This window comes from Pseudoalteromonas sp. 1_2015MBL_MicDiv, assembly GCF_002407505.1.
Lineage (GTDB): Bacteria > Pseudomonadota > Gammaproteobacteria > Enterobacterales > Alteromonadaceae > Pseudoalteromonas > Pseudoalteromonas fuliginea.
In genome coordinates this window covers 3,740,183-3,756,318 of record NZ_CP012737.1, presented here as the reverse complement: position 1 = coordinate 3,756,318, position 16,136 = coordinate 3,740,183, and the positions used below count along the sequence as shown (strand labels likewise).

The 16,136-nt window shown below is 38.8% G+C and carries 12 protein-coding genes; 5 read left to right on the top strand and 7 right to left on the bottom strand.

Features of this window, described 5'->3' with window-relative positions; genetic code table 11:
* Nucleotides 1-46 precede the first annotated feature (46 nt).
* Nucleotides 47-328: an MliC family protein gene (locus tag AOR04_RS16820; RefSeq protein ID WP_007377347.1), complete on the bottom strand. Its 282-nt coding sequence runs from the start codon at nucleotides 326-328 to the stop codon at nucleotides 47-49.
* A gap of 147 nt (nucleotides 329-475) precedes the next feature.
* Between AOR04_RS16820 and AOR04_RS16815 the strand changes: the two genes are divergently transcribed.
* On the top strand, nucleotides 476-1,381 hold the full coding sequence (locus AOR04_RS16815; RefSeq protein WP_096794154.1) for a DUF808 domain-containing protein: 906 nt from the start codon (nucleotides 476-478) through the stop codon (nucleotides 1,379-1,381).
* A gap of 44 nt (nucleotides 1,382-1,425) precedes the next feature.
* Here the strand turns inward: AOR04_RS16815 and AOR04_RS16810 are convergent, their stop codons facing one another.
* From AOR04_RS16810 to AOR04_RS16800, 3 genes are all read right to left on the bottom strand, one after another.
* Nucleotides 1,426-2,367 carry a tetratricopeptide repeat protein gene (locus AOR04_RS16810; RefSeq protein ID WP_096793954.1) on the bottom strand — a complete coding sequence of 314 codons (942 nt, stop codon included), beginning with the start codon at nucleotides 2,365-2,367 and terminating at the stop codon, nucleotides 1,426-1,428.
* Between the two features lie 86 nt (nucleotides 2,368-2,453).
* Complete coding sequence (locus AOR04_RS16805; RefSeq protein WP_096793953.1) at nucleotides 2,454-3,854, bottom strand: M20/M25/M40 family metallo-hydrolase; 1,401 nt, start codon at nucleotides 3,852-3,854, stop codon at nucleotides 2,454-2,456.
* A gap of 181 nt (nucleotides 3,855-4,035) precedes the next feature.
* Entirely contained in the window at nucleotides 4,036-6,114 is a 2,079-nt protein-coding gene (locus tag AOR04_RS16800; RefSeq protein WP_096793952.1) for a TonB-dependent siderophore receptor, read from the bottom strand.
* Between the two features lie 189 nt (nucleotides 6,115-6,303).
* On the opposite strand from AOR04_RS16800, the gene dbpA reads away from it, so the two are divergent.
* Entirely contained in the window at nucleotides 6,304-7,692 is a 1,389-nt protein-coding gene (dbpA, locus tag AOR04_RS16795; protein ID WP_007377352.1) for an ATP-dependent RNA helicase DbpA, read from the top strand.
* 20 nt (nucleotides 7,693-7,712) lie between these two features.
* Here dbpA and AOR04_RS16790 read toward each other — a convergent pair whose 3' ends face one another.
* Nucleotides 7,713-8,285 carry a DNA-J related domain-containing protein gene (locus tag AOR04_RS16790; RefSeq protein ID WP_033028913.1) on the bottom strand — a complete coding sequence of 191 codons (573 nt, stop codon included), beginning with the start codon at nucleotides 8,283-8,285 and terminating at the stop codon, nucleotides 7,713-7,715.
* Nucleotides 8,286-8,361: 76 nt separating this feature from the next.
* Here AOR04_RS16790 and AOR04_RS16785 point away from each other — a divergent pair, with 76 nt between their 5' ends.
* Entirely contained in the window at nucleotides 8,362-11,187 is a 2,826-nt protein-coding gene (locus AOR04_RS16785) for a tetratricopeptide repeat-containing hybrid sensor histidine kinase/response regulator (protein ID WP_096793951.1), read from the top strand.
* Between the two features lie 68 nt (nucleotides 11,188-11,255).
* Here AOR04_RS16785 and rho read toward each other — a convergent pair whose 3' ends face one another.
* The gene (gene rho / locus AOR04_RS16780; protein ID WP_007377355.1) at nucleotides 11,256-12,515 is read right to left on the bottom strand and encodes a transcription termination factor Rho; all 1,260 of its coding nucleotides are present in this window, start codon (nucleotides 12,513-12,515) and stop codon (nucleotides 11,256-11,258) included.
* 186 nt (nucleotides 12,516-12,701) lie between these two features.
* Nucleotides 12,702-13,028, bottom strand: coding sequence for a thioredoxin TrxA (trxA, locus tag AOR04_RS16775; protein WP_002960942.1), 327 nt, complete (start codon nucleotides 13,026-13,028; stop codon nucleotides 12,702-12,704).
* Nucleotides 13,029-13,119: 91 nt separating this feature from the next.
* Between trxA and rhlB the strand changes: the two genes are divergently transcribed.
* Nucleotides 13,120-14,397: an ATP-dependent RNA helicase RhlB gene (rhlB, locus tag AOR04_RS16770; protein WP_007377356.1), complete on the top strand. Its 1,278-nt coding sequence runs from the start codon at nucleotides 13,120-13,122 to the stop codon at nucleotides 14,395-14,397.
* Between the two features lie 43 nt (nucleotides 14,398-14,440).
* On the top strand, nucleotides 14,441-15,934 hold the full coding sequence (gene gppA, locus AOR04_RS16765; RefSeq protein WP_007377357.1) for a guanosine-5'-triphosphate,3'-diphosphate diphosphatase: 1,494 nt from the start codon (nucleotides 14,441-14,443) through the stop codon (nucleotides 15,932-15,934).
* Nucleotides 15,935-16,136: the final 202 nt, after the last annotated feature.

Sequence of the window (16,136 nt, the reverse complement as noted above, 5' to 3'; positions counted from 1 at the left end):
ACTTTATTTAGTGTAGCAGTGTTTTTTAGATGTTGTTAATTGGTGGCTAATTAATAATGCATTGCTGCTTTTTCCCTGAAATTATAAGCATGGCGTGATTATCTTTACCCCAAAACAGTACATTTTCGCTTATGTACTTATTCCCTGATGCACTTTTTTCATGATTAATTAAATGCGTTTCGTTGTTAAAAGTAAGCTCAGCATATTTATCGTTGATAATACTTAGTGTTAGTTTGTTTTTACCACATAGATAGGTAGTATTTACTTGCTGTTCGCTACATGCGATTAAGCTAAGTAAGCTGACTATGATTGCTATATTTATTTTCACTCTTACCTCCATCTACGTTCAAAATGATCATCTTTGGGAAGCCCTACCCTTAATTCTAATTAGAGATTAACAAAGCTAAATTAACCGTTGGTGAAAGTAGTGCTTTACGTTATGTTTATAGCAATATTTTTTGAGCTCGGAAGCTTTATGGCTGGTACTAACCTTTTAACATTATTAGACGATATAACCACTTTGCTCGATGACATTGCGACAATGAGTAAAGTAGCAACAAAAAAAACAGCGGGTGTATTAGGCGATGACTTAGCACTCAATGCGCAGCAGGTTACAGGTGTAGCAGCAGAGCGTGAATTACCGGTTGTTTGGGCTGTGGCAAAGGGCTCATTTTTAAATAAAGCGATACTCGTACCCGCCGCTTTATTAATAAGCGTATGGCTGCCTTGGTTAATAACACCGCTTTTAATGATGGGTGGTTTATTCTTATGTTTTGAGGGGGCTGAAAAAGTATTTGCTAAGTTTTTACCCCACCAGAATGAAGCGATAGACGAAGATGAAAAATTAGATTTAGTTGAGTACGAAAAACAAAAAGTAAAAGGGGCAATAAGAACCGACTTTATTCTTTCTGCTGAAATCATTGTTATTACGCTAGGTACTGTTGCTGGTGCTACATTATTTAACCAAGCGTTAGTGCTCTGTGTTATCGCAATTATAATGACTATTGGCGTTTATGGTTTGGTTGCCGGTATTGTAAAGCTGGATGATGCCGGGCTTTATTTACTCAACCAATCTAAAGTGTCAGCTAATAAATTTAAAGAATTACTTGGTAAAGGCTTACTCGCAGCAGCGCCTAGGTTGATGCAGTTTTTAGCATTTGCGGGCACTATTGCGATGTTTTTGGTGGGTGGCGGTATTTTGGTCCATGGTGTTGCGTTGCTGCATCATATACAGTTGGATGTAACAAGCTATGCTCAATCGGTTGCTGGCGGTACAGGAGAAGTATTAGCACCTCTCTTGTTTGATGGTTTGCTAGGCGTTATTGCCGGCTTAGTTGTTGTGCTTATACATGTAGGTTATACAAAGTTATTTAAAAAATAATTTATAGCTGGCGTACTTGTTGCGCCAGCTATATTGAAATTCACTCATTTACAGATAGTTATTTTACAAAGCGATTCTAATTCAAATTGTGCTTTAGTATTTTTTTGCTCAATGGCCTTTTTATACCAATAAATAGCCTGTTGATAATTTTGAGCTATTCCCTGACCATCACGATACATTTGCGCTAAATTTAATTGCCCCCATTGAGAACCCGCTTCAGCAGCTAGCTTAAAGCTATTAAATGCTTCAAAAAACAACTTATCTTTAAAATAAATAATGCCTTGTTGATTGTTTTTATCGAGTTTTAAACCTTTATATAGTGGCTTAGGTTTGGGAGGAAACATCACAAACCCGCCATAAAGGCTGTTGGCATAAGGTCGCAGCACGTCGTAAATAGCTTCGTCGTTGTAAAGGCGTGCTACTTCATCACGAGGGAGGGTGATTGTTTTAGTGGAAAAGTAATTGTCTTGAATTAGCTGGCTAGTACGCATTGCCAAAGTAATACTATTATTACGTTTATAGCTGTAGTTGCTTATCTGAAAGGTAATAAACTGTTTATCAAAACTTAAAACTTGAGCAATTCTTAAATTGGTTAGGGTCCAGGGTTCGTGTGTAAATTTGTCGGCGTGTACTAAATAGGTGTCATATATTTTAGGTGTATTCAAATAGCTTTGCTTTTTAGTCTCGGTATCAAGATGCTGTTGATAAAAAAACGAAACAATCCAAAGCAATAAAAATACACCAATAAAGTATTTAGGTAGGCTTAGTTTTTCTATTAACGGTAGTTGCGATATTTTAACCTGTTCGCTTTTTCCGCATTGATAGCACTCGCGTTTATAGCTTAATTTTAAGGCAAGCATAGGTAAAATACTAAACCGTAAATAGCGGCTTTTATTTACTAAATGGTAGGCGTCGCTTTGACAATGAGGGCAGCGTGTTGTTTGTGCAAAATGTGGAAATGATTCACTCGTGTTGAAAAGTAACATAAAGCACGCTCCTTTTTTAATTACCTAAAGGTAAAACAAGAAGCGTGTTAGTTAAAGCCACAAACTGTAAGTAAGTATGTCTGTTATTACTTATTTTGAGCTTTAGGCTTAATTGTTGTTTTTGCATCAGCAGCCATTAGAGCAAATACAGCGTATGCAGCGGTATTTTGACGCAGCTTAGCAGGTGTTACTTTATCAAGCGTATCGTCAGCTGTATGGTGGTAATCAAAGTAATCTGTTCCATCTTGAGCAAGTTCAAAAATAGGTGCTGAGGTTGCTGCTTTAAGTGGAATTAAATCAGGGCCACCATTCGCTTGGTTTTTACCAATATGCTCAATATTTAACGGCGAAAGTTCTTTTGCAATAGCACGCACTACAGGAAGTGACTCTGCGCTTACGTTCGATTCAAAAGCATATACAACATCGGCGCCAAAATCAGACTCAGCTGCTGCAACAATATTGCTTAGCTCGTTTTTATGCTCTGCAAAATAAGCTTTTGCACCCCAAAGACCTAGCTCTTCAGCTGCAAAAAGTACCACACGAATACTTCGCTTAGGACGTTTTACATCGCTAATATGTTTAGCGGCTGCCATTGTTAGTGCAACGCCTGCGCCGTCATCTAATGCGCCAGTTCCTAAGTCCCAAGAATCTAAATGCCCGCCAATTAATACATATTGCTCAGGGTTTTCGGTACCATTAAATTGGCCAATAACGTTATAACCAGTGCCTTCACCAAGGCTTTCGGTTTGCACATTAATATTTACAGAAACGTCTTTATCCAAAGCAATGAGTCGTGCAATCTGATCTGCATCTGGGTTAGCAATGGTTACATTAGGTATTTTTGTAACACCTTCTTTGTAGTAACTACCACCAGTGTGTGCAAAACGATGATGACCAGTACTTACCGAGCGCATCATGTAGGCAACAGCGCCTTTTTTAGACGCCTCTATAGCGCCTGTGCCACGTGCTTTTACAGCAGGTCCGTAACCATTCCCGTCTATATAGCGGTTCATGCGGTAATTAATATACGCAATTTTACCTTTTAGGCTGTTTGCAGGTGCTGCAATTAACTCATCAAGTGTTTCGAATAAGACTACTGGCGCTGTGATCCCATCTTTAGGCGTGCTTATACTGTTACCTAATGCAGTTAAATGTAGAGGTTGCTCGCTTGGTGTTAGTATTTTTCCGCTTTCGCTATAACGGCGCCATTCAGGAAAAGTCGCTTCTTCAAGCCATACTTTATCAAAACCAAGCTCATTAAATTTAGCTTTAGCCCATGCCACTGCTTTTTTATCATTTTCAGTACCAGGTAAGCGAGGGCCAACCTCAGTTGTTAATGACTCTAGTAATTTATAGCTTAGATCACTATTTAGTGCAGAGGTGCGCACTTCATTGACTTGTTGTAATTGCTTTTGGGTAAATTCGGCGTTGTTAGCGTTTGCAGCCATACTGCTAGTAAGCAGCAGTGCGGTAATTAATTTTTTCATTTGGGTAAGCCTTTTTAATAATTAGCGCTATTAGAACATGTAACAAACATGATAAAAAATAGATGAGATGAATAGGCTTTGTAATAGGTTTAATGCTGTTAGGTATAAACGTTTAGATATAAAAAAAACCCGCATAAATGTACGCGGGCTATCTTTTCACACTGTTATTTAAGGCATTTAATTAAAAGCTAAATTGCGCTGCTAAACGAAGATTTGTACCCTCGCCAACAGTTACATTACTCGTGCCGCCACCACCTAAATAGCTTTTATCAAATAAGTTTTCGATGTTAAGGCGTAAGTTAATATCGGTATTGCTTAAGTTAAACTTATAAGTGGCGCCAACATCAACACGTGTATATGCATCTTTAGTAATTGTATTATCGCTATCTGCAAAGCGCTCGCCTTCGTAAAAAGCGCCAGCGTTAATGGCAATGGCGTCGTTTAATTCATAACGAGTCCAAAGTGATGCTGACCATTTTGGAGCATCGGTAGGGCGCTTACCTTCCAATACTTCATCGCGTTCAAAGTTAGCATCTAGATACATAGTTGATGCCATAACAAATAAGCGGTCAGTAGCTGCACCTTGTGCGCTTACTTCAACACCTTTATGGCGTTGTTCACCCACTTGGTTTGTTTCACTTGTGAATGAGCCAATAGGCGTCTCAAGCTGTTCGCTAACAAGTGTGCCTTCTTTACTAATATCAAAAATTGCACCTGTAAGCAGTAAACGGTCATCAAATAATTGCCATTTAATACCAATCTCTCTTTGCTCTGAGGTAATGGCATCTAGCTTCATGCCATTATTTACATCGGTTTCATCAATCAGAGTTTCACTACCTTGAGGCTCAAAACCTTCTGAGTAACTAGCATATATAGTTGCCGAAGTATTTGGATGATAAAGCACACCTACCTTTGGTACAAATGACTCGTTATCTGCACCTTCTCGTGTTTGTTTGTCGTAACGGCCACCTAGCGATAATTGCCATTGTGGTGAGAACGAAATTAAGTCCTGAACGTAAATACCGTAATAGTCGTATTCAGTTTCGCTTACTGTATCATCTGTTTTATAACTTACAGATGGGCGTGATGGTTCTGCTTGTCCTACAGAAAAATCAAAGTAGTCAGCAGAAGTACGGCGTTGTCCGTAGTAGTAATCTAGCGAGTTTGCGCCAATTAAAAACTGATGCTGTAAGCTACCTGTTTTAAATTCACCAATAAAATCAATAAATGCAGTTTTAAATTGCCAATCGTCAAAACGGTCGTAAGGACGAGATTCATAGCTGTCACCTTCAGCAAAGCTACTAGGCATGCGAGGTGCTGACTCAAAGCGTTGGCGCTCAAACGTTTGTTCGTTATAGCCAAGTTTTACTTGCCAGTTATCGGTTAAAAATACTTCTAGGTCTACACCTAGGTTTTCTACGGTAATATCGGTAAATGCCCAAGACATATCACGGATTGTTTTATCGCTACCAATTACATTGGCGTTATCATCTATCCATGCGCCAGTATCTAAACCGGCTTCGTCATCTGTGCGGTCGTAATGCACACGGACTAATGCGTTATCGCTAATATCGTAATCTACAACTAAAGCACCTAAAAAGCGGTCGCGTTCACGGTTTTCACCATTTTGGTATTCACGCCAGTAGTCAACGTCTTGCTTTACTAAAATCCCGCGAGCACGTAAATCTTCAGATTCAGTTAATGCGCCTGCAGCATCTACCATAAAGCGAGTTGAACCATGCTGATCTACATCAGCACTGGCATTAAATAATGTTTGTGCGGTAGGCTTTTTAGTTACCATGTTAACCAAGCCACCCGGGCCTGACTGACCATATAAAATACTTGATGGGCCTTTAATTACTTCAACTTGTTGCAAGATTTCGATTGGTTGCTGATAGTGCGACCAATGCTGATGACCGTCGCGTAAATAACCTGTCGATGAGCTCAGCTCAAAGCCGCGTAAGTTAAATACTTCACGGTTTCGTTGTTGTGAGCCAGCTGTTAGGCTTGCGTCATTTGTGAGTACTTCGCCAAGGGTAGTGGCAAGTTGTTCGCTAATAATAGTGTCGGTTATTACAGTGACAGATTGTGCAGTTTCAAGTAATGAAGCTGATGTTCTCATTGCGCCATTGGCGTTATCTACTTTGTAATCGTTAAAGTAGCTACCTTTTACTTCTATGCGTTCAAGGTCGGTAGAGTTTGCATGTGCGTTTGCGGTAATACTTGCTAATAGTGCTATGTAAAGAGAGTTCAGTTTCATTAATTGCTTCCAGGGCAGATATGTAAAAAACAATCGAGATCTTAATACAAATTACTATCATTTTCAACACCTTTCATTAACCTGTTTATAATGTGTTTGCTAATGGTTGCCAATTACGAATTCTGCTATTATTAGCAGCATATTTAGTGGGACTTTCTCCCATGTTATTTTATTGCTATGGAACTTACTGTGACTTCAACTGCTTTTTCATCTTTGGCTTTACCGGCTGGACTCGTTGATAATTTATCAACACTTGGCTATGCCCACATGACACCTGTGCAAGCGCAAAGTTTGCCGCCTGTACTTGCTGGTAAAGACATCATTGCTCAGGCAAAAACCGGTTCAGGTAAAACTGCTGCGTTTAGCTTGGGTGTGTTAGCTAAACTAAACGTAAAACGTTTTCGTATTCAATCTTTAGTGTTGTGTCCTACTCGTGAGCTTGCTGAGCAAGTTGCAGTTGAAATGCGTAAATTAGCGCGCGGCATTCATAACATTAAAATATTGACGTTATGTGGTGGTGTTTCAATTGGCCCGCAAATAGGTTCACTTGAACATGGCGCGCATATTATTGTTGGCACACCTGGGCGTGTTGATGATCATATCCGTAAAGGTACTCTACGTTTAGATGATGTTGAAACATTGGTACTTGATGAAGCCGATCAAATGCTTGATATGGGTTTTCAAGATACACTTGATGCAATTATTGAACGTATTCCACAAAATCGTCAAACATTGTTATTTAGTGCAACATTCCCAAGAGCTATTGAAGCAATTGCTAAGCGTGTACTTAAAAATCCAGAAATGGTTAAAGTAGAAGAAGAGCAGGCCAAAAGTACAATTAAGCAGTACTTCTACAAAATGGATAATAACAAGCAGCGCTACCCAACGCTTAAATTATTGCTACTTAAATTTACGCCACAAAGCTGTGTTGTATTTTGTAATACTAAAGTAGAAACACAACAAGTGTGTGATGATTTAGCTGACGAAGGCTTCAGCGCTGTTGCATTGCACGGTGATTTAGAACAACGCGATCGTGAACGTACGCTCATTCACTTTGCAAATAAAAGTGCTTCAATACTTGTTGCCACCGATGTTGCAGCGCGTGGTTTAGATATTGATGATATGGACATGGTTATTAACTACCATTTAGCACACGACACGCAAACACATGTTCACCGTGTTGGCCGAACTGGGCGTGCTGGTAAAAAGGGCATTGCTTGTTCTATTTACGGTGAAGCAGAAGCGTTTAAAATTGCACAAATTGGCGATCATTACGAGCGTGATATTACTCCAGAGCAAATGCCGCCGTTTAATTTATTAGATAAACCGCCGTACCGCCCTGAAATGGTTACTTTGATGATTGATTCAGGTAAAAAGCAAAAAGTACGTGCAGGCGATATTCTTGGTGCTCTAACAGGTAAGGATGGGGTTGCAGGTCGTCAAGTAGGTAAAATTAACGTACTTGATAACGTAGCATTTGTTGCAGTTGAACGTAATTCATCAAAACCAGCACTTCGTAAATTAACTGAAGGCAACATTAAGGGGCGTAAAATACGCGCTCGTCGCCTTACTCGTTAATTTATATTTGAATGAATGTACTAACGAGCAGCTGCTTTTAGTTGCTCGTATTCTCCTTTTACTTTTTTAAATTTTATTTCGCAGCCGCTAGGCTTGTCGGGATGATTTTTGAGAGCTTGTTGCCGCCAGCGTTTTTGTAGCTCTTTAAGGGTAAAGTTAGTTGGCAGTTCCCATTTAGCAGTGAGCTCATCATAATTTTCTTTTGTTAACGTTACTGTTGTATCTGCATGTTTTACCCTCTCCCAAAAACTAGTCAAGAGTGCATCTACTTCTTGTGCTGAGGCGTCGTAATTTTCCCAGTTTAGATAATAGTCCTTCAAATTTGTTTTAATTGTTAGTGGGTACTCACACTCTTTTTCTAAAAGTTCTATATGCAAAGCTGAAACTAACAATGTTTGTGGATGAAGCTGAGTTTGAAGTTGATACAGTGCATTCATGATGAGAAAGTTGCGCTTAAATAAATCACGATCAGGATTTTTATCAAGTGATTTAATTGCACCACTATTTATAAGTTCTGATGCTAGAATATGAACTTGCCAAACTTGCTTTGTTAATATTAAATCAAATATCTGGTCAATCAGTGGGTTAAGCATTGTTTACGCCCTAGTAATTGGTGTATCTTCGATAAAGATTACATTGTTATAAGTAACAATCTGAAGGATTAAAATTATGCGAGGCAAGTTTAAGTGCCTTTTATTCATTGTATGTAGTGCGCTAGCTCCACCGAGCTGTGCACAAAATGCTACTTTGTTACTTGATGAGTTTAAACAACAACAGCAATGGAGTGCAAAGCTTCAATCTGGTAATACATTGCTGGAAATGCAGGCAACCACCGCTAAAGATCGTGCTTTAGTGTATTCAGAGTTGGGTAACTTAGCATTTTCTAACGGCCAATATCCTGATGCATTACACTATTTTAAACTACTCGAAAAAGAAACATCCCTCTCATTTTTACCTACAGAAAATTTTCGCGCAATAAAAATGCAAGGGGTGATACTGTTTTATCAAGGCTTATTTCAGCAGGCTATTGTTGAATATAGTCGTGCATTGGTTATTGCTGAAAATAACAATGAAAAGCTTGAACAAGCTAATATATTAAATAATATAGGTTTAGCCTATTTTGATATGCATAATTTAAAGCTCACTCTTGATTATTATTTAAAAGTACAAAGCCTCTATGAAACTGAAGGTAGCGATCAGGATAAGGCTGATATTTTGCTTAATATCGCTGGAGTTTATGTGCGGTTATCGCGATATGACAGTGCATTCGCTATCTATAAAGATGTTCTTCAAGTTTACCAAAAGCTAGGAGATCAAAGTGGTATTGCCCAAGTATATAACAATATGGGTGTGGCTTCTTTTGAAAGTAATCAATTCGACTTAGCACTACATTACTACGAGTTAGCACTGCATTATTATTTATCTGTTAATGACTATAACCACTTATCAACTCAGTACACCAATTTAGCAAATATTAACTTAATTTTAAATAAAGTGGATGTTGCCTATGAACAAGCAAGATTAGGTGAGAAATTTGCACTTAAAATTTCAAATCAAAGTTTGGAGCTTAATGCGCTATATGCTTTGGGAAAGGTGCAATTTGTAAAAGGGGAACTCGATAAAGCTAAAGTGAGCTTGGAGCGTTCAACAGCGCTTGCCCACGAGTATAAAAGTGAGCGGATGATCCGAAATGGTTTAGGCACCAAGTCATTACTTGAAGCAAGCCAAGGTAATTACTCTAGTGCAATGATCCTTCACGAAAAGTTTATAGGTGAACTAAGACTATTGAGAAGCGATAGTATTATTAATGCATTGGCTGCATTGCAGGATCAATTCAAAGCAACTCAATTAAACCAAGAAATAAAGCAACTTAAGCAAGATCGCAAAGTACAAGAATTAAAAATGGCTCAGCGCTCTCAGCTCACTTTGTTTGTTTTTGTATTGTTATTCTTGGTTGTTGTGACTGGTGTGGCACTGTATCGGCGTGGTGCAGAAAAGCGGGCGAAACATCACCTAGCTGAGCAGGTTGAGCAGCGTACAGCTGAATTGCAAGCAGTGGCGCAAGAATTAAGAGAAGCTAATGATGTAAAAAGTCAGTTTTTAGCAAATATTAGTCATGAAATTCGCACTCCTCTGACCGCAATTTTAGGCCAAACTGATGATTTAATTAACGGACTGTATGAACCTGAGCAACTTCAAGATGAATTAGAGATAATTCAACGCCATAGTGATCATTTAAAGAGTTTAATTAATGATGTGCTCGATTTAAGTAAAATAGAAGCAAACAGATTAGAGCTCAGTATTTCTTGTTTTGATATTGTGCAATTAATAAATGATGTACACGCTATGTTTATCACTCAAGCGACAGCAAAAAACCTACGTTTAGTGTTAGATAATCAAATTGGTGATGAGTTTTACACAAAATTAGATTTAATTCGTGTTAAACAAATACTCATTAATTTATGTGCTAATGCGATCAAGTTTACCCATTCAGGCCAAGTAGTGATTGTTCTAAATAAGACAGAACAAGGAGTCGTATTGGTCATTAAAGACACCGGAATCGGTATGAACTCAACACAATTAAAACTGATTTTCGAGTGCTTTAGCCAAGCTGATAACAGTATTAGTCGCCGATTTGGTGGTACGGGTTTAGGTTTGAGTTTGTCGCAGCAATTAGCCTCTATGATGGGAGGTTATATTAGTGTGCAAAGCGAATATAAGAAAGGCAGTCAGTTTTCATTCTTTTTACCGTGTGTAAAAGTTTCGAAAGAGCAGGGTCTTGCCGAATTACAAGCTCCAGTTTTAAAAGACAAGCAGTTAAGTGGGAGGGTTTTACTTGCTGAAGATCACCCTGATAATCGAAGGCTAATAAGTCGTTATTTACGCTCAATAGGACTCGAAGTTATTGCAGTTGAAAATGGTGAGCAAGCCGTTGAACAATGCTTGCAAGAAGATCCAGATATAGTCTTACTCGATATACAAATGCCAGTGATGGATGGACGAGCTGCCTTTCAATTATTACAACAATGCGGTTTTCAACGTCCTATTTTTGCTTTAACTGCGAATGCAATGAGCCATGAGGTGGATGATTATTTAACACTAGGGTTCAGCGGATATCTAGCCAAACCTATCGATAAAGAATTATTTTATAAAACGTTAACTCAGTATCTTGGTTACACTAAAACGCCACAACAAGTTGAACAAAGTGATATTGATATGAGTGACTTGGTTATTAGTTTTAAGCAGAGTTTTACTTTAGAAAATGAGACTATAACACAGCACTTTATATGTGAAGATTTTGAAGCATTACAAAAAGATAGTCATCGTATTTTAGGTGCAGCGCAAATGTTTGGGCTGGATGAAATAGCGCAAGCAGCTAAAGATCTAGACAGAGCTTTATTACAAAAAAAAGATAATAGGAATAAGCAACATATCAAAGAGTTAGTGTTTAACCTGCAAGCTATTCTTCGAAAATACATGAAGGTTAACACATAAGTCAAATTGTTATTTATGGTATTAAAAAAGCGCCAAAAGGCGCTTTTTATTTTGAGTTTGGACGCTTCTTATTGACGTCTCATCGAATCAAAGAACTCATCGTTGGTTTTGCTCATTGACAGTTTATCGATTAAAAATTCCATCGCATCAATTTCTGACATGTCATGAACAATTTTACGTAAAATCCAAAGCTTCTGTAGCTCATCTGGCTTAGTTAGTAATTCTTCGCGACGAGTACCTGAGCGGTTAAAGTCGATAGCAGGGAATACACGTCTTTCCGCAATTTTACGGTTAAGGTGCAGTTCCATGTTACCAGTACCTTTAAACTCTTCGTAGATAACTTCATCCATTTTAGAGCCAGTGTCGATAAGCGCTGTAGCTATGATTGTTAAGCTACCGCCTTCCTCAACGTTACGTGCAGCACCAAAGAAACGCTTAGGTTTATGAAGTGCGTTAGCATCAACACCACCAGTAAGTACTTTTCCTGATGAAGGAATAACGGTGTTATAAGCACGTGCTAAACGAGTGATTGAATCTAATAAGATAACAACATCTTTTTTATGCTCAACTAAACGTTTTGCTTTTTCGATAACCATTTCGGCAACTTGTACGTGACGAGAAGCGGGTTCATCGAATGTAGAGGCAATAACTTCGCCTTTAACTAAGCGCTGCATTTCTGTTACTTCTTCCGGACGCTCATCAATTAACAATACCATAAGCGTTGCATCTGGATGATTGTGTGTAATCGATTGCGCGATATTTTGTAGTAGCATTGTTTTACCCGCTTTTGGCGGAGCCACTAACAAACCACGTTGACCGCGGCCAATTGGCGATGCTAAATCAAGTACACGGGCTGTAATATCTTCTTTACTGCCGTTACCGCGTTCCATACGAAAACGTTCGTTAGCATGTAACGGAGTCAGATTTTCGAAAAGAATTTTAGTACGAGAGTTTTCAGGTTTATCAAAGTTAACTTCATTTACTTTAAGTAAAGCAAAGTAGCGTTCACCGTCTTTCGGTGGACGGATAAGACCTGAGATTGAATCGCCAGTACGCATGCTGAAGCGGCGAATTTGGCTAGGTGAAACATAAATGTCATCTGGCCCAGCTAAGTAAGAGGCTTCTGATGATCTTAAAAAGCCGAAACCATCTTGTAAAATCTCTAATACACCGCCGCCGAAGATGTTTTCTCCGCCTTTGGCATGTGATTTAAGAATAGCAAAAATAATGTCCTGCTTTCTTAAACGGGCTACGTTTTCGAGCCCCATGGACTCAGCTTGGTTTACAAGTTCTTTTATAGACTTGTCTTTTAATTCGCGTAAATGCATATTGGTGGGTTCTTTATTACAGTTGTCATACTCAAAATCGCTTTGATCGTTGAGTGAGGTTTGTTGAATATAACTAAGGATTAGTTGGCTTTATAAACTAGCAGTTCACTGGCGAAGCGTCCAGTCTTTATACAAAATAAATTCAAAAAAGGGCAAAAAGCCCTTTTTTATAGTTCTAGCTTACAGTTAGATGTTGTTTTCTAAAAACTCGATAAGCTGAGTTTTTGAAAGGGCACCTACTTTCGTTGCTGCAACTTGGCCGTCTTTAAAAAGAAGCAAAGTAGGGATACCACGAATACCAAATTTTGGCGGTGTGCCCGCATTTTGGTCGATATTTAATTTAGCAACAGTTACACGGCTGTCGTATTCATCAGCAACTTCGTGAAGAATAGGGGCGATCATCTTACAAGGTCCACACCATTCAGCCCAGAAATCTACTAGTACTGGTTTGTCAGATTGTAATACGTCAGCTTCAAAGCTATCGTCAGTAATTTGGATTATTTTCTCGCTCATTGCGCTCTCCGATTTAGTTAGGCGAAATATTTAGTGCGTATTTAAACACTCTTGTTTCTTATTGCAAGTTTAAACGTTATGCTTAAACGCTATGACTAAGACACATTTAACCGATAAAAAGTTTTCAGACTTTGCTATCGCACCGGAAGTGGTTGCCGGTTTAACCGAGAATGGGTTTGAATATTGCACACCTATTCAAGCAAAATGCCTACCTTTTATTTGTGATGGACGCGATATCGCGGGCCAAGCTCAAACTGGTACAGGCAAAACGTTGGCATTTTTAACTGCCACGTGCCATCGGTTATTACAATCTAGCAAAGCACCTAGTAAACATCCAAGAGCCCTGATCATGGCCCCTACTCGGGAGCTTGCGATTCAGATACACAAAGATGCTAAAATTTTAGCGCCGCACTGTAATCTTAACTTAGGTTTAGTATATGGTGGCGAAGATTACGAAAAACAACGTGCACAACTAGAAAAAGGCGTTGATATTTTAATTGGTACTACAGGTCGCCTAATTGATCTGTATAAGCAAGGCTGTTACACCCTTAATGAAATTGAGGTTGTCGTGCTTGACGAAGCTGATCGTATGTTCGATTTAGGTTTCATAAAAGATATTCGTTATATGTTTCATCGTATGCCGGATACATCAAAGCGTTTAAACTTATTATTCTCTGCCACACTATCGTATCGCGTACAAGAATTAGCGTTTGAGCACATGACAAACCCAGAACATGTTCAAATTGAACCTGATGTTAAAACGGGTAAACGCATCCAAGAAGAGCTATTTCATCCTTCGCAAGAAGATAAAATTAAGCTGTTATTAACCTTAATTGAAGAAGAATGGCCGGAAAAGGCAATTGTATTTGCAAATACAAAACACAGTTGTGAAACCGTTTATGCTTGGCTTAAGTCAGACGGTCATCGTGTGGGCATGCTTACTGGTGATGTTAATCAGAAAAAACGCCAAACTATATTAGCGCAATTTAGTAAAGGTGAATTGGACTTTTTAGTAGCAACTGATGTTGCAGCACGCGGTCTTCATATTCCAGAAGTAAGTCATGTATTTAACTTTGATTTACCGGACGATTGTGAAGATTATGTTCATCGTATTGGTCGTACTGGCCGCGCTGGTGCATCAGGCCATGCAATTAGCTTTGCGTGTGAGCAATATGCATATAACCTGCATGAAATTGAAGAATATATAGAGCACAGCATTCCTTTATCGCATTACGATAAAACTGCATTGCTAGATGATTTAACTCAGCCTATTATTCAAAGAAAGCGCAACTATTCAACAGGTCCACGTAGCCGTAGTAATAACAGCGGACGTCGCCCAAATAATAGTTACCAAAAAGGACGGTCGTAAGCGATCGTTTGTATAAGCAGTAGTAACTAGAGGTTTTTGAACGGTGGGGCAACTTAAACCGCAAAAAAATGTTTATGCAGTTATTGATTTAGGCTCAAATAGCTTTCATATGCTTATTGTTAAATCAATCGCTGGTGGCCTACAAACAATAGGCCGCGTTAAACGAAAAGTTAGATTAGCCGCAGGACTTGATACAAAAAATGTATTGAGTTCTGAAGCAATGCAGCGAGGCTGGGAATGCCTTGCTCTTTTTGCTGAGCGCTTACAGGATATCCCCAAAAAAAATATCACCATAGTTGCAACTGCAACACTGCGTTTAGCAACGAATGCTGATGTTTTCAAAATTAAAGCCGAAAAAATTCTTGGTCATAATATCAATGTAATTAGCGGAGAAGTAGAAGCGCGCACAATTTATAAAGGTGTTGCTCATACTTCATCATGCACGGGCAAACAGCTTGTTATTGATATCGGTGGTGCTAGTACCGAGGTTGTTATCGGCAAAGGTTTTGAAGCCCTGCACTATAAAAGCCTCAATATGGGGTGTGTAACCTATCTTGAACGCTACTTTAAAGATTGCCAATTAAGTGATAGTAACTTTAATACGGCAATAAAAGCAGCTCGCACTGTCATTGACGAAATATCTCCCGAATATAAAGCCGCTAGTTGGAAAGTTGCTTCAGGTGCTTCTGGTACAGTCCAAGCAATTCAAGAAATAATGGTCGCGCAAAATCTTGACGACTTACTTACGCTTGAAAAGCTTAACACGATAAAAAATCAAGCCATTGCATTTAGCACTATAGCCGCATTAGACCTTCCAGGGCTAAGTGAAGACCGCCGCTTGGTATTTGTATCCGGACTCGCTATCTTAATTGCGTTATTTGAATCTCTTGAAATAGAGAGCATGGGATTAGCGGGTGGAGCTCTGCGTGAAGGTGTTTTATATAGTATGGTGCCAGAGCTTCATAATAACAATATTCGTAAACGCACAGTTGATGGGTTTATGAGTCGTTATCATGTTGATCAAAAACAAGCGTGTCGAGTTTCAGGTTTAGCTGTGCAGTTAGCTGCAAATATTAATAAAGATTGGCCAATTGAAAGTTTAAATGGGCTACCATTATTAAAAGCAGTAGCACAGCTTCATGAGGTTGGATTGCTAATTGAGTATAAGCAGTACCATAAACACACTGCTTATATTTTGGAAAATACCGATATGCCAGGTTTTTCACAGTCTGAGCATAAATTAATAGTAGCGGTAGCAGATGCACATCGTTCTGACTTTCCAAAAGACTGCTTTAACTCTCTCGGTATAAATAGTTTATTGGCACAATACATTGTTAGGCTATTACGTATTGCGGTTATTTTATCAATGCGTAGACAAGATGATGTAGTGCCTCATTTTGAGTTAACTGCTAAAAATGAAGTGTTAGACCTTAAGTTCGAAAGAAACTGGTTAAAGGATCATCCATTAATGGCCAGCGAGCTACAACAAGAGTCTAAACAACAAGGTAAACTTGGGTGGAAGTTCATAGTAAACTAATTAAAAAGGCCCATCAGGGCCTTTTTAGTGTTTAAAGTAACCATTTCGATGCAAATATGTGCGAACAGCATATTATTTCAAGTTTTCTTCAAAAAAGGGTTGATCTGTTTTCGGATCTCCCTATAATGCGACCCCACTGAGACGGGAAACGCTGAAGCATAGCAAAGCACGAACTGCTCAGAGAGTTAAATAAAACTTCGGT

Bases quoted from the DNA above. Each gene is read 5' to 3' on its own strand.
- AOR04_RS16815 (WP_096794154.1), top strand. From the start codon at position 476: ATGGCTGGTACTAACCTTTTAACATTATTAGACGATATAACCACTTTG.
- AOR04_RS16810 (WP_096793954.1), bottom strand. From the start codon at position 2,367: ATGTTACTTTTCAACACGAGTGAATCATTTCCACATTTTGCACAAACA.
- AOR04_RS16805 (WP_096793953.1), bottom strand. From the start codon at position 3,854: ATGAAAAAATTAATTACCGCACTGCTGCTTACTAGCAGTATGGCTGCA.
- AOR04_RS16800 (WP_096793952.1), bottom strand. From the start codon at position 6,114: ATGAAACTGAACTCTCTTTACATAGCACTATTAGCAAGTATTACCGCA.
- AOR04_RS16790 (WP_033028913.1), bottom strand. From the start codon at position 8,285: ATGCTTAACCCACTGATTGACCAGATATTTGATTTAATATTAACAAAG.
- AOR04_RS16785 (WP_096793951.1), top strand. From the start codon at position 8,362: ATGCGAGGCAAGTTTAAGTGCCTTTTATTCATTGTATGTAGTGCGCTA.
- rho (WP_007377355.1), bottom strand. From the start codon at position 12,515: ATGCATTTACGCGAATTAAAAGACAAGTCTATAAAAGAACTTGTAAAC.
- trxA (WP_002960942.1), bottom strand. From the start codon at position 13,028: ATGAGCGAGAAAATAATCCAAATTACTGACGATAGCTTTGAAGCTGAC.
- rhlB (WP_007377356.1), top strand. From the start codon at position 13,120: ATGACTAAGACACATTTAACCGATAAAAAGTTTTCAGACTTTGCTATC.